This window comes from Agarivorans sp. QJM3NY_33 (assembly GCF_050870865.2).
Taxonomy (GTDB): Bacteria; Pseudomonadota; Gammaproteobacteria; order Enterobacterales; family Celerinatantimonadaceae; genus Agarivorans.
In genome coordinates this window covers 4,431,266-4,449,313 of sequence record NZ_CP194039.2, presented here as the reverse complement: position 1 = coordinate 4,449,313, position 18,048 = coordinate 4,431,266, and the positions used below count along the sequence as shown (strand labels likewise).

Sequence of the window (18,048 nt, the reverse complement as noted above, 5' to 3'; positions counted from 1 at the left end):
AATATGTCTCGCGTAGCCAAGGCTCCCGTTGCAATTCCTGCTGGCGTTGAAGTAACTCTCAACGGCCAAGAATTAACGGTTAAAGGTAGCAAAGGTACATTGACTCGCGTATTTAATGACGCGGTAGTTGTAACCAAAGAAGAGAGCGAACTTAAGTTTGCAGTTGTTGAAGGCGCTTCAACAGCTCAAGCTGGTACAGCTCGTGCTCTAAGCAACAACATGGTTGTTGGCGTTACAACTGGGTTTGAGAAAAAACTTACATTATTAGGTGTAGGTTACCGTGCTGCTGTTAAAAGCAACGTTGTAAACCTAACTTTAGGTTTTTCTCATCCTGTAGATTACACCTTACCAGAAGGTGTTACAGCAGAGTGTCCATCACAGACTGAAATCGTACTGAAAGGTGCTGATAAGCAAGTCGTTGGTCAGGTCGCAGCAGACATTCGTGCGTTCCGTCCACCAGAGCCTTATAAAGGTAAAGGTGTTCGTTACTCAGATGAAAATGTCCGCCGTAAAGAGGCTAAGAAGAAGTAGGTTAACACTATGGAAAAGAAAATTGCTCGTCTGCGTCGTGCAACACGCACTCGCAAAGCTATGCAAGAGTTGGGTAAAACCCGCCTGGTGATTCACCGTACTCCGCGCCATATTTACGCGCAGGTGATTGCACCTGATGCTAAGGTTCTTGCCACAGCATCTACAGTAGATAAAGCCGTTCGTGAAGGGCTTGAAAGTTTAGGTAATGTAGCTGCCGCTGCAGCAGTGGGCAAAGCAATTGCTGAGCGTGCTGTTGAGAAAGGCATTACAAGCGTAGCTTTCGACCGTTCTGGCTTTAAGTATCACGGCCGCGTTGCTGCGCTTGCAGAAGCTGCACGTGAAGCTGGTCTTCAGTTCTAAGGAGTGAGTCATGTCTAAATTTGAAGCACAGGCCGGTGGTGATCTGAACGAAAAGCTTATCGCCGTAAACCGTGTGTCAAAAGTAGTTAAAGGTGGTCGTATCTTCAGTTTCACTGCGTTAACCGTAGTGGGTGATGGTAACGGTCGCGTAGGGTTTGGTTATGGTAAAGCACGTGAAGTTCCAGCTGCGATTCAAAAAGCAATGGAAAAAGCGCGTCGTAACCTTACTAGTGTACAGCTGAGAGGCACTACACTGCAGCATCCTATTAAGGGTCGCCACTCTGGGTCGCGTGTTTACATGCAACCTGCATCAGAGGGTACTGGTATTATTGCCGGTGGTGCGATGCGTGCTGTTCTAGAAGTTGCTGGTGTGCAGAACGTATTGTCAAAAGCATACGGTTCTACTAACCCAATCAACATTGTTCGCGCTACTATCGACGCTCTTGAGAATATGCATTCTCCACAAGACGTTGCTGCGAAGCGTGGCCTAAGCGTCCAAGAAATTCTGGGGTAATAAAGCCATGTCGAACAAAATTAAAGTAACACAGACTAAAAGCAGTATTGGGCGTTTGCCTAAGCACCGCGCAACCTTAACTGGTTTAGGTCTTCGCCGTATTAATCATACTGTTGAACTTGAGGATACTCCTTGTATTCGCGGTATGATTAATAAAGTTTATTACATGGTTAAGGTTGAGGGGGAATAATCATGCGTTTGAATACTCTTTCTCCAGCGGCAGGCTCTAAGCCAGCTGCTAAACGTGTAGGACGTGGTATTGGTTCTGGTTTAGGTAAAACCGGTGGTCGTGGTCACAAAGGTCAGAAATCTCGTTCTGGCGGTAGTGTGCGTCCAGGTTTCGAAGGCGGTCAAATGCCATTGAAACAACGTTTGCCTAAATTTGGTTTTACTTCACGTAAATCAATGGTAACAGCAGAAGTTCGCACTAGCGAGCTAGCTAAAGTTACCGCTGACGTGGTAGATTTGGACGCTTTGAAGGCGGCTGGTCTTATTACTCGCAACATTAAGTTTGCAAAAGTAGTACTATCTGGCGAAGTAAAAGCACCAGTTACCTTACGTGGCCTGCGTGTAACTAAAGGCGCACTAGCAGCAATTGAAGCTGCTGGCGGTAAAATCGAGGAATAAGTACAAAACATGGCTAAGAATCCAGGAACAGCATCAGCAAGTGCACAAGGTGGCTTAAGCGAGCTTAAGAGTCGTTTACTATTCGTGCTCGGGGCCATTATTGTGTTCCGAACCGGCTCCTTTGTGCCGCTACCTGGGATTGATGCCGCTGTACTGGCCGCGTTGTTTGATCAGCAAAAGGGTACCATTCTGGAAATGTTTAACATGTTTTCAGGTGGTGCACTTTCACGTGCTTCTATTTTCGCGTTAGGAATCATGCCATATATTTCGGCATCGATTATTATCCAGTTATTGACTGTGGTTCACCCAACGCTTGCCGAACTTAAAAAGGAAGGCGAGTCGGGTCGACGTAAAATTAGTCAGTACACGCGTTATAGCACGCTGGTTTTAGCAACTTTCCAAGCTGTTGGTATTGCCACAGGCTTACCAAATATGATGGCGGGTCTGGTGATTCACCCAGGTCTACCATTCTATTTCACTGCGGTGGTTAGTTTGGTTACAGGAACAATGTTCCTGATGTGGTTAGGTGAGCAAATTACCGAACGTGGTATTGGCAACGGGATTTCGATTCTGATTTTTGCTGGTATTGTGGCAGGGTTGCCTGCAGCGATCGGTAAGACGGCTGAACAGGCGCGTCAAGGAGAGTTACACCTATTGTTACTCTTGTTAATCATTGCTCTAGTGTTCGCTGTGACCTTCTTGGTGGTGTTTATCGAACGTGGACAACGTCGTATCGTTGTTAACTACGCTAAACGTCAACAGGGTCGCAAGGTGTTTGCTGCGCAAAGTACACATTTACCACTTAAGGTAAACATGGCCGGGGTTATCCCAGCAATTTTTGCTTCAAGTATTATTCTGTTCCCTGGAACTATCGCCCAGTGGTTTGGTCAAAACGAAAGCTTGTCGTTTTTGTCTGAGATATCACTGACGCTACAACCCGGGCAACCGTTATATGTGTTCTTGTATGCATCAGCCATTATCTTCTTTTGTTTCTTCTATACTGCGTTGGTATTTAACCCTCGTGAGACAGCAGACAACTTGAAGAAGAGTGGCGCGTTTATTCCGGGTATTCGCCCTGGTGAACAAACATCGCGATACATAGACAAGGTGATGACTCGTTTAACCCTAGCTGGTGCTTTGTACATCACGTTTGTATGTTTAATTCCTGAGTTTATGATGCTTGGACTTAATGTTCAGTTTTACTTCGGTGGTACTTCGTTACTTATCGTTGTAGTGGTCATCATGGACTTTATGGCTCAGGTCCAGACCCATTTGATGTCTCATCAATATGGTTCGGTTCTGAAAAAAGCTAATCTTAAAGGTTACGGCCGTTAGGCTCCCTTGGGATTGGACTTTAACTTTTACGGAGATAGCAATGAAAGTACGTGCATCCGTTAAGAAAATCTGCCGTAACTGTAAAGTTATCAAGCGCAACGGTGTTGTGCGGGTAATTTGCAGTGAGCCAAAGCATAAACAGCGCCAAGGCTAGTTAGTAGATTTCAAGACAATATTATTTGCAATGTGGTCATCTGTTGAGTATCCTTACGGGCTTTTCACAGATGGCCTTCGTTTACACGAAAAAATAGGAGTGTGCCAATGGCCCGTATAGCCGGCATTAACATTCCTGATCAGAAGCATGCAGTTATCGCTTTAACTGCAATCTTCGGCATCGGCTTAACCCGTTCACAAAAAATTTGTGCGGCAGCTGGTATTGCTGAAGATGTTAAGATCAGAGAACTTGACGAAACACAGATCGACAAACTTCGTGACGAAGTGGCTAAATTCACCGTTGAAGGTGATCTACGCCGTGAAGTTTCCATGAACATTAAGCGCCTGATGGACCTCGGTTGTTACCGCGGACTCCGTCATCGTCGCAGTTTGCCCCTTCGCGGTCAGCGCACTAAAACTAATGCGCGTACCCGTAAAGGTCCTCGCAAACCTATTAAGAAATAAGGGGTGAGTGAAAATGGCTAAAACTCCGACTCGCGCTCGTAAACGCGTAAAAAAACAAGTTGCTGATGGCATGGCTCATATCCACGCCTCTTTCAACAATACTATCGTGACTATCACTGATCGTCAGGGCAACGCGCTTTCTTGGGCTACCGCAGGTGGTTCAGGTTTCCGTGGTTCTCGTAAGTCTACTCCGTTTGCTGCACAGGTTGCTGCTGAACGTGCTGCGGAAGCAGCTAAAGACTACGGCCTTAAGAACGTAGAAGTGTTTGTAAACGGCCCAGGTCCTGGTCGAGAGTCTTCAATCCGCGCATTACATGCTGCTGGTTTCCGCGTGACTAACATCACCGACGTGACTCCGATTCCACACAATGGTTGTCGTCCACCGAAGAAACGCCGCGTGTAGTTTCTGGATAGATTGGAGAAAGAAAAATGGCAAGATATTTAGGTCCAAAGCTTAAACTTAGCCGTCGTGAAGGTACCGATCTTTTTTTGAAAAGTGGTGTCCGTGCGATCGACACAAAGTGTAAGCTGGATACAGCACCTGGACAACATGGTGCTCGTAAAGCGCGTCTTTCAGACTACGGTTTACAGCTTCGTGAGAAGCAAAAAGTTCGTCGTTTATACGGCATTCTTGAGAAACAATTCCGCAATTACTATAAAGCCGCTGCTCGCTTAAAAGGCAACACCGGTGAAAACTTGCTGCAATTGTTGGAAAGTCGTTTAGACAACGTTGTTTATCGTTTAGGTTTTGGTGCAACTCGCGCTGAAGCTCGTCAACTAGTTAGCCATAAAGCTATCCTAGTTAATGGTAAAGTGGTTAATATTCCTTCTTACAAGGTATTAGCTGAAGACGTTGTTAGTGTTCGTGAAAAATCTAAGAAGCAAGCGCGTATTGTTGCTTCATTAGAAATCGCCGGACAACGTGAAGCGGCAACGTGGGTAGAAGTAGACGCAACTAAGATGGAAGGTGTTTTCAAACGCTTACCTGAGCGCGCTGACCTGTCTGCGGAAATTAACGAACAGCTGATCGTCGAACTTTACTCTAAGTAAAGTTGAATTATAGAGAGGACACAATGCAGGGTTCTGTAACAGAGTTTCTAAAACCAAGGCTAGTTGAGATCGAACAAGTTAGCCCAACTCGTGCAAAGGTTACGCTTGAGCCATTAGAGCGTGGCTTTGGCCACACTTTAGGTAATGCTCTTCGTCGTATTCTTTTATCTTCTATGCCTGGTTGTGCGGTAACGGAAGTGGAAATCGATGGCGTGCTGCATGAGTACAGCAGTAAGGAAGGCATTCAAGAAGACATCTTGGAGATCTTGCTAAACCTCAAAGGTATTGCTGTGAAGTTAGAAGGTAAAGACGAAGTTACCCTTAGTCTTACCAAGTCTGGAGCAGGTCCTGTGGTTGCAGGCGACATTCAGCATGATGCTGATGTCGAAATCACTAATCCTGAGCACGTTATTTGTCACTTGAGCAGCAACGCTGAAATCAGCATGCGTATCAAGGTAGAACGTGGTCGCGGTTACGTACCAGCTTCAGTTCGGGTTCATTCTGAAGATGAAGAGCGTCCTATCGGTCGTTTGCTTGTTGACGCGGCTTACAGCCCAGTTGAGCGTATTGCTTATACTGTGGAAGCTGCTCGTGTTGAACAACGTACTGATTTGGACAAATTGGTTATCGATATGGAAACCAATGGTACTCTTGATCCAGAAGAAGCCATCCGCCGCAGCGCAACAATTCTTGCTGAGCAGTTGGATGCCTTCGTTGACTTACGTGATGTAAGTGAACCAGAAGAAAAAGAAGAGAAGCCAGAGTTTGATCCAATCCTGCTTCGTCCTGTCGATGATCTAGAGTTGACAGTTCGCTCTGCTAACTGTTTGAAGGCAGAAGCGATTCATTACATTGGTGACTTGGTACAGCGTACCGAGGTTGAGCTACTTAAAACGCCTAACTTAGGCAAAAAGTCGCTTACAGAAATCAAAGATGTTCTAGCATCACGTGGTCTTTCTCTAGGTATGCGCCTAGAAAATTGGCCGCCAGCTAGTATCGCTGATAAGTAAAGTCACTAGTTTTAACGTCTTATTATAGAAGGATAAGGTCATGCGCCATCGTCAGAGTGGTCGTCAATTGAACCGAAATAGTAGCCATCGTCAGGCTATGTTCCGGAATATGGCCAGTTCATTGGTTCGCCATGAGGTTATCAAGACAACATTGCCTAAAGCCAAAGAGCTTCGTCGTGTTGTTGAGCCATTGATTACATTGGCTAAGAATGACAGTGTTGCCAACCGTCGTTTAGCTTTTGCTCGTACTCGTGATGCAGAAGTGGTTGGTAAGTTATTTGCTGAAATTGGTCCACGATTCAAAGAACGTGCAGGCGGTTATACTCGCATTTTAAAATGTGGTTTCCGTGCTGGCGACAATGCCCCTATGGCATACATTGAATTGCTAGACCGTCCAGAAGTTGAAGAAGTTGCTGAAGAAGCAGCTGAGTAAACTCGGACAACGCTTTAAAAGCTGGACTTAGGTCCGGCTTTTTTTTGCCTTCAATATGGCTGACACTCGAGCGAGTCACTCTGCCGATTGACAGTTTTTTAGCCTCTGTCTGCTATTGATTTTAAACGGCCGACATTCATCACAAATCTATTTCATACTAATTGATTACTTATATATTCAACTTATTGCGCTGAATAGCTCTGTCAATAACCAGACATAAAGTGCAGTTGTTCGTGACTCTAATTACAAGATAGATAACCCTATTCGCACTGATTTTGGCCAGCAACAATCAACAGATAATGGATTGGGCTGGTATCAGTCGTAAGCTGACAAATGTTAGCTTAGTTACAGACTCCAAAGGGACTTAGCAAAGCCATGTGTATATTTGCGGCGTCGTCTTCATCGCTTATCTCATGGTGTCTGCTCTATAGGTGCTTGTTGTTGTCAAAAAAGTAGGAGATCCGAGCACGTGGATTTAAGTATTCAAATATTTCTTCGGGTAATGCGCTAGGTTTTACCGCTTTTTCGATGGTGAGGCCCGCAGCTTCCAAGTCGATAATGGGGGCTTCGGTACGAGGAATATTGGCATCATATACTTGCACCGTTGGATACAATAAACGTTCTGAATTGACTGACATGACTAGACCAAACTGCCCAGAGCTTAATTGCACAACACTGCCTGGTGGATAGATCCCTAATAAACGGATCAACACCCCTAAATCAGCGTTGTTAAGTTGTTGTTTACGTTGCTTATACATATAAGCAATAACCGTAAATGGAATACGTGACAGTCGCGGATCTCGGGGATGACAGAGGCTGTCGTAATCATTGACGACCGCGATTAATTGGGCGAGACGATCGATTTCATCGCCCTTTAATTTCTGTGGGTAACCGCTGCCATCGAGATATTCGTGATGCTGGAAGGCAATTGTTTTTACTTGCGGAGGAAGGGTCGAAGATAGTTTTAAAAAATCGGCACCGTACTTGGTATGCAGTTTTAATAAATTTGCTTCTTGAGGGGTCAGTTTCCCGGGTTTACGTAGAATTTTATCAGGGATCTTCATTTTCCCGACATCATGAAATAAGCCTGCTATACCCAGAACTTTGATGTCTCGCTCAGAAAAACCCGCAGCTTTAGCTAGCATCATTGATAAAATGGAAACGTTGAGGCTATGATAATAGAAGCTATCAGCATCTTTGCTGTCATTCATTAAATGTAAGACGACGTTCTCACCGGAGAGTAGATCTTCCGCTAGATTGTCAATAAGCGCGGTGGCATCGTTCACCGCATTGAGCGGTCTATTTTTTAATTTTCCCATCACCGCTCGAACTTGAGCCATAGAACGGTCGAACTCGTTCTCCACCTTCATTAAATTTCGACGATAGTTTTTCAGCTCCTCGATACGAGAACGCTTTTCCTGCCAAAGTGCTTCCTGAGCTTTATTTGATGCGTCCTTGTTATCATTATTTCCCTGCTCTTTACTCTGGTCGACAGGTAAGGGGGCGTTATCGCTTTTTTCAGGAACTACGATGACATGTTTTAATCCCAGATTTCGAATCACTTCGATCTGGTCTTGGCTTTTTATTTTGAAACTAGTGAACATGAAAGGGTGTTCTCCCCATTTTACGGGAAGTTTAACGAAAACACCTGTTTGTAAACGTTCTACACTTAGTTTTATTTCGGCCATTTGCCTTTACAACTCAAAAAATACTTATTGCATTATGAATAAATATCAACACAAAAGCAGCTGATTTTAACAAGTTCTAGACTTATAGATAGATCCAATTACAATAGGCCTCTAGATGTCTAGACATTCAAACTTGTAGTTAAAGTGGAGTAAATCATGCCAATATGCATTCCGGACCAGTTGCCCGCCGCGGAGGTGTTACGCAATGAAAATATTTTTGTGATGCCAGAGAGTCGCGCAGCGCATCAAGATATACGTCCTTTAGAGGTGCTCCTACTTAATTTGATGCCGAAGAAAATTGAGACTGAAAATCAGTTGCTACGTTTGTTATCGAACTCGCCGTTGCAAGTGAATGTAAGGTTATTGCGTATTGACCATCGCGTCTCTAAGAATACTCCGCAGGAGCACATCGATAGGTTTTATCGAGATTTTGATAAGTTAAGAGAACGTAATTTCGATGGCTTGATTATTACTGGGGCCCCTTTGGGCCAAGTTCCCTTTGAGGAGGTATATTACTGGGACCAAATCAAGGAAATTATCGATTGGTCTACCACCCACGTTACCTCGACTCTGTTTTTATGCTGGGCTGCACAAGCTGCCTTATATCATTTGTATGGTTTGGAAAAGCAAACTCGTGAAGACAAGTTATCGGGCGTTTATTGGCATCAGACCAAACACAAACACAATCCTTTGGTTCGTGGTTTTGACGATGCTTTTCTCGCCCCGCTATCGCGTTTTGCTCATTTTGATTCAAATAGGATCACCGAAGATACAGATTTGCAGGTGTTAGGCGATAGTGAGCTGGCGGGAAGTTATCTATTTGCCAGTGAGGATTTTCGTCAAGTATTTATTACGGGTCATCCAGAGTATGCCGCAGATACTTTACATAATGAGTATTTGAGAGATTTGCAAGAAGGGCTCGCGCCGATGTTACCAGAAAATTATTACCCTAATGATGATTGCCAAGCCACGCCTTGTGCGACTTGGCGTAGTCATGGGCATCTTTTATATAACAACTGGTTGAATTACTGTGTTTATCAAATCACCCCTTACAATTTGGCTGAACTGCAGCCTAAATCCGATAATATCTTGAAATAATTTCATATAACTTTAAGCCAGCAAAGCCCCGATAGGCAGTGTGCTACACTGCCTTTTTTTAAATCTCTGCAATACCAATAGGATGTTCCCGTGTCAGTAAGGCTTGAACTAGAAAAACAATTATTGCAACGAATCATGATTATTGATGGTGGTATGGGCACCATGATCCAGTCTTATAAGTTGCAAGAGGCTGACTATCGTGGGGAGCGTTTTGCTGATTGGCATACCGATGTAAAAGGCAACAACGACATGTTGGTGCTGACCCAAGCGAAGATTATTGCAGATATTCATCGTGAGTATTTGTTAGCGGGCGCCGATATTCTCGAAACCAATACCTTTAATGCCACCACTATCGCCATGGCTGATTATGATATGCAGGATTATTCTGCTGAAATCAATCGCGAAGCCGCACGTTTAGCTAGGCAGGTGGCCGATGAGGTGACGGCCCTTCAGCCTGAGCGCCCACGTTTTGTAGCTGGGGTATTAGGGCCAACTAACCGTACTTGTTCTATCTCTCCTGATGTGAATGATCCCGGCTTTCGTAATGTCACTTTTAATGAGTTAGTCGAAGCCTATAAGGAATCGACTATCGCGTTAATTGAAGGGGGTTGTGACCTAATTCTTATCGAGACGATCTTTGATACCTTAAATGCCAAAGCTGCGGTATTCGCGGTTAAAACCGTCTTTGATGAATTGTCTATCGAACTGCCGATTATGATCTCTGGCACCATTACTGACGCCTCTGGTCGAACCTTGAGCGGTCAAACCACAGAAGCATTTTATAATGCCTTACGCCACGCAGAACCGATTAGTATGGGACTTAACTGTGCATTGGGGCCTGATGAGCTGCGTCAGTATGTGGAAGAGCTTAGCCGGGTGAGTGAAAGCTATGTATCGGCTCATCCGAATGCCGGCCTGCCGAATGCTTTTGGTGAATACGATCTTGAAGCGACCGAAATGGCGGAACACATTGGTGAATGGGCTCGTGCCGGTTTCCTAAACCTTGTCGGTGGATGTTGTGGGACCACGCCGGAGCATATTAAGGCGATGGCTGAGGCTGTTGAAGGGGTTGCGCCGCGTCAACGACCTGAAATTGAAGTGGCCTGCCGTTTGTCTGGTTTGGAACCGCTCACGATCACGCCTGAAACACTATTTGTGAACGTTGGTGAACGGAATAACGTGACCGGTTCGGCGATGTTTAAACGGTTAATCGTCGAGGAAAATTACGATAAAGCGATTGAAATAGCACTGACCCAAGTGGAAAACGGCGCGCAAATCATTGATGTCAACATGGATGAGGGGATGTTGGATTCAAAAGCTGCGATGGTGCGCTTTTTGAATATGATCGCCGGTGAGCCTGATATCGCTAAGGTACCGGTGATGATCGACTCGTCTAAGTGGGAGATTCTTGAAGCGGGTCTGCAGTGTGTCCAGGGCAAACCCGTCGTGAACTCCATTTCCATGAAAGAAGGCGTGGAGCCCTTTATTCGTCAGGCTAAAATTTTACGTCGCTACGGTGCTGCGGTGATTGTTATGGCCTTTGATGAAGAGGGCCAGGCAGATACCCGTGAGCGTAAGTTTGAGATCTGTAGCAAGTCCTACGATATTTTGGTGAATCAGGTGGGTTTTCCACCGGAAGATATCATTTTTGACCCCAATATTTTTGCGGTTGCGACCGGTATTGATGAGCATAATAACTATGCCGTTGATTTTATCGAAGCGGTCAAAGATATTAAACAAAATCTACCCCACGCGATGATCTCAGGTGGAGTGTCTAACGTTAGTTTCTCCTTCCGCGGGAATAATCCAGTTCGAGAAGCGATTCATGCGGTGTTTTTGTATTATGCCATTAAAAATGGCATGGACATGGGGATTGTTAATGCAGGTCAACTGGCCATTTACGAAGACATTCCTAAGGAACTAAAAGATAAAGTCGAGGCAGTTGTTCTTAATACGCATAACAATGCGACTGAAGAACTACTCGAAATTGCCGAGAAGTATCGTGGTGACGGGAGTCAGCAAGAGAATAGTCAAGACCAAGAATGGCGTAGTTGGCCGGTTAACAAACGTCTTGAGCACGCCTTGGTGAAGGGGATCACAGAATTCATCGAAGATGATACCGAATTAGCCCGTCAAGCTGCAGAGCGCCCTTTACATGTGATTGAAGGGCCCTTGATGGATGGCATGAATGTGGTCGGAGATCTGTTTGGTGAAGGGAAAATGTTTTTACCGCAGGTGGTTAAATCGGCGCGAGTGATGAAACGAGCGGTGGCTTATCTGCAACCCTTTATTGAAGCGGAGAAAGGTGAGGGGAAGCGCTCTAACGGTAAAATTGTGATGGCCACCGTAAAAGGTGATGTGCATGATATTGGTAAAAATATTGTTGGAGTAGTGCTGCAGTGTAATAATTTTGAGGTTATTGATCTCGGGGTGATGGTGCCTTGCGATAAGATCTTAAAAGTCGCTAAAGAAGAAAATGTGGATATGATCGGTCTATCAGGGCTGATCACTCCGTCGCTAGATGAAATGGTGCATGTCGCTAAAGAAATGCAACGTACAGGCATGGATATCCCTTTACTGATTGGTGGTGCAACAACCTCCAAGGCGCATACAGCGGTGAAGATCGAGCAAAACTACCAACATCCGGTGGTCTATGTTTCCAACGCCTCACGAGCGGTTGGGGTATGTGCAAGTTTATTATCTGATGAACAGCGGCCGGATTTTGTTAAAAAGTTAGCCAAAGATTATGAGATTGTTCGAGAGCAACATGCGCGCAAACGTCCGCGTACCCCACCTGTCAGCCTTGAAGTCGCCCGCGCCAATAAGTTGCAGCTTGATTGGGAAAATTATACGCCGCCAGTGCCGAAGCAATTGGGGATCCAGCATTTCGAAGACGTCGCTATCTCAGAGATTGAACCTTACATTGATTGGACGCCATTCTTCATGACCTGGTCTTTGGCCGGAAAATATCCACGTATTCTAGAAGATAAAGTAGTTGGCGAAGAGGCCAAACGCTTATTTGCCGATGCCAAAGCAATGTTAGAGCGATTTAAACAAAAACGTGAGGTTAAAGTTTCTGGTGTATTTGGTTTGTTCCCAGCCAATAGTGTGGGTGATGATATAGAAATTTACCGTGATGAATCTCGCTCTGAGTTATTGGGGCTAAGCTGCCAACTTCGCCAGCAAACCGAGAAGGCGAAAGCGGCTAACTATTGTTTGGCTGATTTCATCGCACCTAAATCTAGCGGTAAAGCCGATTATTTTGGTGGTTTTGCGGTCACTGGTGGATTTGGTGAAGATGAATTGGCGGAGGCTTATAAAGCAGAAGGCGATGATTACAACGCGATCATGGTGAAGGCGATAGCTGATCGTTTGGCGGAGGGATTTGCTGAATACTTGCATGCTCAGGTACGTAAAAGGTTTTGGGGCTATGCGGCCGATGAAAGGCTCGCTTATGAAGAGCTAATCCGTGAAAACTATCAAGGGATCCGCCCTGCGCCGGGTTACCCTGCTTGTCCGGAACATACTGAAAAAGGCTTGATTTGGGAGCTGTTAGAGGTTGAGCAACGGATTGGGATGCAGTTAACGGATAGCTATGCGATGTGGCCTGGAGCCGCTGTGTCTGGCTGGTATTTCTCTCACCCTGATAGTCGCTATTTTGCAGTGGCTTCGATCCAACGCGATCAGGTAGCGGATTATGCGCAACGTAAAAATATGAGTTTAGAGCAAGCCGAGCGTTGGCTGGCGCCTAACTTGGGTTACTAGCGTTTAGTCATTTGTTTTCCTGCCGCTTATTTCGCCTGATAAGCGGCATAAATTCCTTGTATTAAAAGCATAACCCTCCTACAATTTGCGCCGATTTTGTCATCGAGATTTGTTTATGACCCCTGACCCCGACAGTCGACATTTAAATTCTTTTTCCTATTTTCTATCACCGTTTTTAATCGCGTAGTCGGTCATTTTTCGCCGAGCTCTATGCGATAGCTGGAGCAGTTAATGGCACATCTTCACCAAAAATTAGAGCTTGCCTTAGTTAGTCTTGATAAATCAAGTTTGCGTGCAACTTTAGACGATTACCACCTTGCCGATATTGGTAAAGCACTCGCTGAATTTGACCCTAAAGAAGCGCTTCCGTTAATTTCGATGTTCTCTTTGGCAGATCGAGCCAAAGTTTTTTCTTATCTTCCTCCTTATTTGCAAGCTGAAGTTGCAGGCTTGATGAAACGACATAAATTAGCGGCTTTGTTTTCCCGAATGGATGCTGATGAACGAGCTGATTTGTACAATGATCTAGATGAAGAACAACAGGCGATGGTGCTTCCTGGTTTAGCGCAGGCTGAACGTGAAGATCTACGTCAACTCGCCAGTTATGCGGAGGGAACGGTTGGTGCGATTATGACTTCTGACTACGCTACGCTGAAGGAGCATTGGTTAGTGAGCCGAGCGCTCAAGCAGTTGCGTTTAGAAGCGCCCGATAAGGAAACCATTTATCAAACCTACGTGATTAATGCGCAACGTCGCTTGTTGGGGACGATCTCCTTACGTGAATTGATTCTAGCCTCGCCAGATAAGCAGGTAAGTGAGTTGATGCGTACCGAAGTGGTTGCAATGGCGGTCGAGGATAGTCAAGAGCACGCCAGTCAGCAGATCCGTCATTATGATTTGCTGGCATTACCAGTGGTAGATGAGCAGCACAAACTGGTGGGTATTGTCACCTATGACGATGCCATGGATGCGGCTGTGGAAGAAGCCACCGAGGATGCGCAAAAGAGTGCTTCAGTGGGGAAGCTGGATCAAACCGTCGACCGAGTGAGCATCTGGGAACTGTACCGTAAGCGAGTGCTGTGGTTAGTATTATTAGTATTTGGTGCGATGTTTTCCGGCGCAGGAATTGCGCATTTCGAAGACATCATTGCCAGCCATGTGGCCTTAGTATTCTTTTTACCTTTATTAATCGGTAGCGGCGGTAACGCCGGTTCTCAAGCCGCAGCCTTAATGGTGCGAGCCTTAGCTACTGGTGAAGTTGATAAAAGTGACTGGGCGAAGTTATTTAGTCGCGAATTGCTGGTTGGCTTGGCGCTTGGTATGACGATGGCGATTGCTGTCTATGGGGTGGGTATATATCGTGGCGGCCCAGAGGTGGCGTTGATAGTATCGATGTCGATGGTGGTTATCGTATTGGTCGGATCTTTGGTCGGTCTTAGTTTGCCGTTTTTATTAAACAAAATGAAGCTAGACCCTGCCACCGCTTCTGGGCCATTGGTTGCCACTATTGCCGATGTCTCTGGGGTATTAGTGTACTTTAGCTTAGCCAGTGTTCTGTTGCATTGGTAGCAAAAGAAAATCTGGCGGGTCACGATGACCTGCCAAAGAGAAGCCGTTTAGTTTTTATCTTTACTGGTTTGCGGTTGAGATCGAATCAGGCTCACCCCTTCTTTTATAATTAATAAGCCAATACTGACTAGTTTTAAGCAAACATATAAAAATACGATGAGCACAATCACCTTAATAAACGTTTGAAATATTTCGAAAAACTCTTCACTCACTTGACTGTTAATCGCATTTGTATCGGCCATTAACCAGCTAAAGAAATGCTGCATAAAGGGGGCATCTTGCGGTAGGGTGATGAGGTTGACGGCCTGCGGTAGTACGTAAGCAATTACCCCAATACCGACAATGATCAGCAATAAACCAATCAATAAACTGGGGCGATCTTGCGTGGCATTCATAGACATCCTTGATTTATTATTAATAGTATTGTTGTTAACCTTACCTGAGTGGTGTAATCGGTCAAGTAAAGTTATTCCTCGGCACTGATCCCAAAGGCTTGTTGCTGCTGTTCCAACTGTTCTTGTAGATCAAACCATTGCAGCTCCGTTTCTTCTAATTCAATTTTTAGTGTTGCCTGTTGTTGTAAGCACTGTTGCAGTTGTTGTTTGTTGTCGGCGGTGTACAGTTCAGGATCGGCCATCCGTTGCTCTATTTCAGTTAAGGCTTGCTGGGCTTTATGACTGCGCTTTTCAAGCACTTCCAACTGTTTGCGAATACCGCGGGTTTGCTGGCGAAACTCAGCCTCTTTACGTTTTTGTTCTTTGCGTTGAGCAATCGAATTCGTTCCAGCGGTGCCGGTACTACTGGTGTTCTCTGCGCGGTTGGCTTGGCTTAGCCATTGCTGATAATCGTTTAAATCGCCAGCAAAAGGAGAAACTCGTTGGCTATCGACTAAGTAAAATTCATCGGTTGTGGCTCGTAGTAGTGCCCGATCGTGAGAGACGATGATCATTGCCCCATTGAATTCTTGTAAGGCGAGGGTGAGCGCATAACGCATCTCTAAATCGAGGTGGTTGGTGGGCTCATCGAGTAGTAACAAATTTGGCTTTTGCCATACGACTAAAGCGAGAACCAAGCGGGCTTTTTCGCCGCCGCTAAAAGGAGCTACAGGCTCTAGGGCTTGGTCGCCTTGAAACCCAAAACTACCTAAATATTTACGCAGATCGGCTTCGGTGGTGGTGGGCGCGAGTCGTTGTAGATGCTGCATTGGGGTATCGTTGGGGCGCAATGTTTCTAATTGGTGTTGGGCGAAATAACCCACTTTAGCTGCTTTGTTAATTTCAACATCGCCAGCTAAAGCTTTAAGCTCACCGGATAACAACTTGATAAAGGTGGATTTACCAGCACCGTTGCGCCCCAGTAGGCCGATCCGGCTGCCCGGTACTAAATTGAATTCGACTTGTTCAAGAATGGTTTTGTCGGCATAACCGGCACTTACTTTTTCCATCGTTAACAAGGGTAAAGGTAGGCTGTCGGGCTCTCTAAAGCGAAAACTAAACTGTGAATCCACATGCGCTTGGCTAATCAGTTCCATTTTTTCTAAGGCTTTTAGTCGGCTCTGTGCTTGTTTGGCTTTACTGGCTTTGTAACGGAATCGGTCCACAAAACTTTGCATGTGGGCGCGCTCACGTTGTTGCTTTTCAAACATTGCCTGCTGTTGAGCCAAGTGTGTTGCTCGCATTTGTTCGAAATCAGAATAACTGCCGGTATATTCATTTAGCTGGCGATTTTCAATGTGCACAATTCGGTTAATGATGTTGTCTAGAAAGTCACGGTCATGCGAGATTAAGATGAGGGTGCCGGGGTAGCGCTTTAACCACTGTTCTAACCAGACAACGGTATCTAGATCAAGGTGGTTAGTTGGTTCATCGAGTAGTAATAAGTCTGAGCGTACCAATAAAGCTTGAGCCAAATTGAGTCGCATTCGCCATCCACCGGAGAAATCGCTGACACTCTGCTGTTGTCCTGCTTCGCTAAATCCTAAGCCGGCCAATAATTCGGCCGCTCTGGCGCGGATTTGATAACCACCAATAGTATCTAATTTATTGTGTAGGGTCGCGATGAGTTCACCATTCCCGGCAGATTCGGCATCGGCAATTTGTTGCTCCACTTTGCGGAACTCAAAATCACCATCAATTACGTAATCGATGGCTTTGCGGTTTAGCGCAGGGGTTTCTTGCGCAACGCTGGCAATTTGCCATTTGCTGGGGACACTCAATTCTCCAGCATCGACATGCAGTTGCTGCTTTAGCAAAGCAAATAAAGACGATTTACCGCAACCATTTTGGCCGACTAAACCTACTTTTTGTCCGGGATGGATGGTGAGATTGGTTTCCTCTAAAAGAAATTTGCTACCGCGTTGAAGGCTAATACTGTTGGCTACGATCATGGTTGTTGCTATGCGCTACTAAAAATGTGCAATAATGCCGCTATGATACCTGATGCAGCTTATGGCGCATAGCGACAGCGCAGAACAAAGTAGAGTGAATTATGGCAAAACATCGTTTTATCGCGGGTGCGGTATGTCCCGAGTGCGGAGAACTCGATTCCTTAAAACTGATCATCGTGGAGCAGCAAGGGCTCACGTTAGAGTCGGTGGAATGTGTTAGTTGTGGCTATCATGCCGAGCGTCCAGAAGGGCAAGCGAGTGAGTCGACAGATGCTGAGCTAATTGGTTTGTTTAAGCCCTAAGCATCCTAGTGGCAAACCGATTTATAATTGTTTACCCAAAATTGTGAGGTTATAGGTTTGCTGGTCCATCCTCGCGACGCTGGGTAGCTGGCCCCAAAGTTGGTAAGCGAGTTTATCGAATAAAGCCAGGCTTGGTGTGTTATGGCTAAAAATGAAAGCCAGTAAAATTTCAATCTCCAATGTTTTGGCGATCGGTTCGGCGGCTTGTAATATGGCTTTTCCTAAGCCTTTACCGCGATGCTGCTCGGCTAAATAAAGGCTAATTTCGGCGCTGTGTTGATAGGCGGGGCGGCCATAGAAATCACTAAAACTTAACCAGGCAATGGTTTCACCATGCTGTTCTATTACATACAAAGGACGTTGAGGTTTTTGGTGTTGCTTAAACCAGTCTAAGCGCGAAGCTACCGTTTGTGGTTTGGTATCGGCGGTGACTTGGCGCGATTCAATGATCGAATTGTAGATATCAACAATACAGGGAAGGTCACTTTCTAGCGCTAAACGAAATTGAAAAGACATGCTCAAATCCAAACCTAGGGCTTAGTAATGAGGCGGCGGAGTTTCTTGTTCTAGCGGTGCCACCGCCGAGCCATTGTCGGTCTCGAAGAGTTTGCCGCGGATCAGCTTAAATTGGTGCTGTAGGGTATCCAACTGTTGTTGTTGACTTTGCAACGCAAGATTGAGCTGTTCAATGGTGTCTTCCTGAAAGGCCAATTTTGTTTCGAGACGCTCAATCATGCTAAATAGTTCTTGCTGATCCATAGT

21 protein-coding genes are annotated in these 18,048 nt (G+C 45.5%); 16 read left to right on the top strand and 5 right to left on the bottom strand.

Annotated elements, in window-relative coordinates; translation table 11 throughout:
- Nucleotides 1–3 precede the first annotated feature (3 nt).
- The 12 genes from rplF (at nt 4) to rplQ (ending at nt 6,478) form a co-directional block, all read left to right on the top strand.
- The gene (gene rplF / locus ACRRSY_RS20050) at nt 4–531 is read left to right on the top strand and encodes a 50S ribosomal protein L6 (protein WP_432455798.1); all 528 of its coding nucleotides are present in this window, start codon (nt 4–6) and stop codon (nt 529–531) included.
- 9 nt (nt 532–540) lie between these two features.
- Nucleotides 541–891 (top strand): 50S ribosomal protein L18, encoded by a 351-nt coding sequence (gene rplR, locus ACRRSY_RS20045; protein WP_432455799.1) that lies wholly within the window; start codon nt 541–543, stop codon nt 889–891.
- 10 nt (nt 892–901) lie between these two features.
- Nucleotides 902–1,405, top strand: coding sequence for a 30S ribosomal protein S5 (rpsE, locus tag ACRRSY_RS20040; protein WP_432455800.1), 504 nt, complete (start codon nt 902–904; stop codon nt 1,403–1,405).
- 7 nt (nt 1,406–1,412) lie between these two features.
- Nucleotides 1,413–1,595, top strand: a complete 183-nt coding sequence (rpmD, locus tag ACRRSY_RS20035; protein WP_248713125.1) for a 50S ribosomal protein L30 — start codon at nt 1,413–1,415, stop codon at nt 1,593–1,595.
- A gap of 2 nt (nt 1,596–1,597) precedes the next feature.
- Nucleotides 1,598–2,032 (top strand): 50S ribosomal protein L15, encoded by a 435-nt coding sequence (rplO, locus tag ACRRSY_RS20030; protein WP_248713124.1) that lies wholly within the window; start codon nt 1,598–1,600, stop codon nt 2,030–2,032.
- A gap of 9 nt (nt 2,033–2,041) precedes the next feature.
- Nucleotides 2,042–3,367: a preprotein translocase subunit SecY gene (gene secY / locus ACRRSY_RS20025; RefSeq protein WP_432455801.1), complete on the top strand. Its 1,326-nt coding sequence runs from the start codon at nt 2,042–2,044 to the stop codon at nt 3,365–3,367.
- A 40-nt stretch (nt 3,368–3,407) separates the two neighbouring features.
- Nucleotides 3,408–3,521, top strand: a complete 114-nt coding sequence (rpmJ, locus tag ACRRSY_RS20020; protein ID WP_000868186.1) for a 50S ribosomal protein L36 — start codon at nt 3,408–3,410, stop codon at nt 3,519–3,521.
- Between the two features lie 107 nt (nt 3,522–3,628).
- The gene (rpsM, locus tag ACRRSY_RS20015) at nt 3,629–3,985 is read left to right on the top strand and encodes a 30S ribosomal protein S13 (protein WP_016402132.1); all 357 of its coding nucleotides are present in this window, start codon (nt 3,629–3,631) and stop codon (nt 3,983–3,985) included.
- Nucleotides 3,986–3,998: 13 nt separating this feature from the next.
- Nucleotides 3,999–4,388: a 30S ribosomal protein S11 gene (gene rpsK / locus ACRRSY_RS20010; protein ID WP_016402131.1), complete on the top strand. Its 390-nt coding sequence runs from the start codon at nt 3,999–4,001 to the stop codon at nt 4,386–4,388.
- A gap of 26 nt (nt 4,389–4,414) precedes the next feature.
- On the top strand, nt 4,415–5,035 hold the full coding sequence (gene rpsD, locus ACRRSY_RS20005; protein WP_432455802.1) for a 30S ribosomal protein S4: 621 nt from the start codon (nt 4,415–4,417) through the stop codon (nt 5,033–5,035).
- A 23-nt stretch (nt 5,036–5,058) separates the two neighbouring features.
- A complete protein-coding gene (locus tag ACRRSY_RS20000; protein WP_432455803.1) occupies nt 5,059–6,045 on the top strand; it encodes a DNA-directed RNA polymerase subunit alpha in 987 nt (328 codons plus the stop codon).
- A 40-nt stretch (nt 6,046–6,085) separates the two neighbouring features.
- Complete coding sequence (gene rplQ / locus ACRRSY_RS19995; RefSeq protein ID WP_221075767.1) at nt 6,086–6,478, top strand: 50S ribosomal protein L17; 393 nt, start codon at nt 6,086–6,088, stop codon at nt 6,476–6,478.
- Nucleotides 6,479–6,903: 425 nt separating this feature from the next.
- Here the strand turns inward: rplQ and ACRRSY_RS19990 are convergent, their stop codons facing one another.
- Nucleotides 6,904–8,166 (bottom strand): HD-GYP domain-containing protein, encoded by a 1,263-nt coding sequence (locus tag ACRRSY_RS19990; protein ID WP_432455804.1) that lies wholly within the window; start codon nt 8,164–8,166, stop codon nt 6,904–6,906.
- Nucleotides 8,167–8,322: 156 nt separating this feature from the next.
- On the opposite strand from ACRRSY_RS19990, the gene metA reads away from it, so the two are divergent.
- The 3 genes from metA (at nt 8,323) to mgtE (ending at nt 14,598) form a co-directional block, all read left to right on the top strand.
- Nucleotides 8,323–9,264 (top strand): homoserine O-succinyltransferase MetA, encoded by a 942-nt coding sequence (metA, locus tag ACRRSY_RS19985; protein WP_432455805.1) that lies wholly within the window; start codon nt 8,323–8,325, stop codon nt 9,262–9,264.
- A gap of 135 nt (nt 9,265–9,399) precedes the next feature.
- Nucleotides 9,400–13,029 (top strand): methionine synthase, encoded by a 3,630-nt coding sequence (gene metH / locus ACRRSY_RS19980; protein ID WP_439033358.1) that lies wholly within the window; start codon nt 9,400–9,402, stop codon nt 13,027–13,029.
- A gap of 231 nt (nt 13,030–13,260) precedes the next feature.
- Nucleotides 13,261–14,598, top strand: a complete 1,338-nt coding sequence (gene mgtE / locus ACRRSY_RS19975; RefSeq protein ID WP_432455806.1) for a magnesium transporter — start codon at nt 13,261–13,263, stop codon at nt 14,596–14,598.
- 47 nt (nt 14,599–14,645) lie between these two features.
- Here mgtE and ACRRSY_RS19970 read toward each other — a convergent pair whose 3' ends face one another.
- Together ACRRSY_RS19970 and ACRRSY_RS19965 are read right to left on the bottom strand one after the other, a co-directional pair.
- Nucleotides 14,646–14,993 carry a hypothetical protein gene (locus ACRRSY_RS19970; protein WP_432463880.1) on the bottom strand — a complete coding sequence of 116 codons (348 nt, stop codon included), beginning with the start codon at nt 14,991–14,993 and terminating at the stop codon, nt 14,646–14,648.
- A 71-nt stretch (nt 14,994–15,064) separates the two neighbouring features.
- Nucleotides 15,065–16,984, bottom strand: coding sequence for an ABC transporter ATP-binding protein (locus ACRRSY_RS19965; RefSeq protein WP_432460252.1), 1,920 nt, complete (start codon nt 16,982–16,984; stop codon nt 15,065–15,067).
- 101 nt (nt 16,985–17,085) lie between these two features.
- Here ACRRSY_RS19965 and ACRRSY_RS19960 point away from each other — a divergent pair, with 101 nt between their 5' ends.
- Entirely contained in the window at nt 17,086–17,286 is a 201-nt protein-coding gene (locus ACRRSY_RS19960) for a YheV family putative zinc ribbon protein (protein WP_432455809.1), read from the top strand.
- Between the two features lie 21 nt (nt 17,287–17,307).
- On the opposite strand, the gene ACRRSY_RS19955 is transcribed toward ACRRSY_RS19960, so the two are convergent.
- Both ACRRSY_RS19955 and ACRRSY_RS19950 read right to left on the bottom strand, forming a co-directional pair.
- Nucleotides 17,308–17,802 (bottom strand): GNAT family N-acetyltransferase, encoded by a 495-nt coding sequence (locus tag ACRRSY_RS19955; RefSeq protein ID WP_432460250.1) that lies wholly within the window; start codon nt 17,800–17,802, stop codon nt 17,308–17,310.
- Between the two features lie 21 nt (nt 17,803–17,823).
- Entirely contained in the window at nt 17,824–18,045 is a 222-nt protein-coding gene (locus ACRRSY_RS19950) for a SlyX family protein (RefSeq protein ID WP_432463879.1), read from the bottom strand.
- Nucleotides 18,046–18,048: the final 3 nt, after the last annotated feature.

What these genes read in the sequence shown, in the direction of transcription:
- rplF (WP_432455798.1), top strand. Translation starts at nt 4, where the DNA reads ATGTCTCGCGTAGCCAAGGCTCCCGTTGCAATTCCTGCTGGCGTTGAA.
- rplR (WP_432455799.1), top strand. Translation starts at nt 541, where the DNA reads ATGGAAAAGAAAATTGCTCGTCTGCGTCGTGCAACACGCACTCGCAAA.
- rpsE (WP_432455800.1), top strand. Translation starts at nt 902, where the DNA reads ATGTCTAAATTTGAAGCACAGGCCGGTGGTGATCTGAACGAAAAGCTT.
- rpmD (WP_248713125.1), top strand. Translation starts at nt 1,413, where the DNA reads ATGTCGAACAAAATTAAAGTAACACAGACTAAAAGCAGTATTGGGCGT.
- rplO (WP_248713124.1), top strand. Translation starts at nt 1,598, where the DNA reads ATGCGTTTGAATACTCTTTCTCCAGCGGCAGGCTCTAAGCCAGCTGCT.
- secY (WP_432455801.1), top strand. Translation starts at nt 2,042, where the DNA reads ATGGCTAAGAATCCAGGAACAGCATCAGCAAGTGCACAAGGTGGCTTA.
- rpmJ (WP_000868186.1), top strand. Translation starts at nt 3,408, where the DNA reads ATGAAAGTACGTGCATCCGTTAAGAAAATCTGCCGTAACTGTAAAGTT.
- rpsM (WP_016402132.1), top strand. Translation starts at nt 3,629, where the DNA reads ATGGCCCGTATAGCCGGCATTAACATTCCTGATCAGAAGCATGCAGTT.
- rpsK (WP_016402131.1), top strand. Translation starts at nt 3,999, where the DNA reads ATGGCTAAAACTCCGACTCGCGCTCGTAAACGCGTAAAAAAACAAGTT.
- rpsD (WP_432455802.1), top strand. Translation starts at nt 4,415, where the DNA reads ATGGCAAGATATTTAGGTCCAAAGCTTAAACTTAGCCGTCGTGAAGGT.
- ACRRSY_RS20000 (WP_432455803.1), top strand. Translation starts at nt 5,059, where the DNA reads ATGCAGGGTTCTGTAACAGAGTTTCTAAAACCAAGGCTAGTTGAGATC.
- rplQ (WP_221075767.1), top strand. Translation starts at nt 6,086, where the DNA reads ATGCGCCATCGTCAGAGTGGTCGTCAATTGAACCGAAATAGTAGCCAT.
- ACRRSY_RS19990 (WP_432455804.1), bottom strand. Translation starts at nt 8,166, where the DNA reads ATGGCCGAAATAAAACTAAGTGTAGAACGTTTACAAACAGGTGTTTTC.
- metA (WP_432455805.1), top strand. Translation starts at nt 8,323, where the DNA reads ATGCCAATATGCATTCCGGACCAGTTGCCCGCCGCGGAGGTGTTACGC.
- metH (WP_439033358.1), top strand. Translation starts at nt 9,400, where the DNA reads ATGATTATTGATGGTGGTATGGGCACCATGATCCAGTCTTATAAGTTG.
- mgtE (WP_432455806.1), top strand. Translation starts at nt 13,261, where the DNA reads ATGGCACATCTTCACCAAAAATTAGAGCTTGCCTTAGTTAGTCTTGAT.
- ACRRSY_RS19970 (WP_432463880.1), bottom strand. Translation starts at nt 14,993, where the DNA reads ATGAATGCCACGCAAGATCGCCCCAGTTTATTGATTGGTTTATTGCTG.
- ACRRSY_RS19965 (WP_432460252.1), bottom strand. Translation starts at nt 16,984, where the DNA reads ATGATCGTAGCCAACAGTATTAGCCTTCAACGCGGTAGCAAATTTCTT.
- ACRRSY_RS19960 (WP_432455809.1), top strand. Translation starts at nt 17,086, where the DNA reads ATGGCAAAACATCGTTTTATCGCGGGTGCGGTATGTCCCGAGTGCGGA.
- ACRRSY_RS19955 (WP_432460250.1), bottom strand. Translation starts at nt 17,802, where the DNA reads ATGTCTTTTCAATTTCGTTTAGCGCTAGAAAGTGACCTTCCCTGTATT.
- ACRRSY_RS19950 (WP_432463879.1), bottom strand. Translation starts at nt 18,045, where the DNA reads ATGGATCAGCAAGAACTATTTAGCATGATTGAGCGTCTCGAAACAAAA.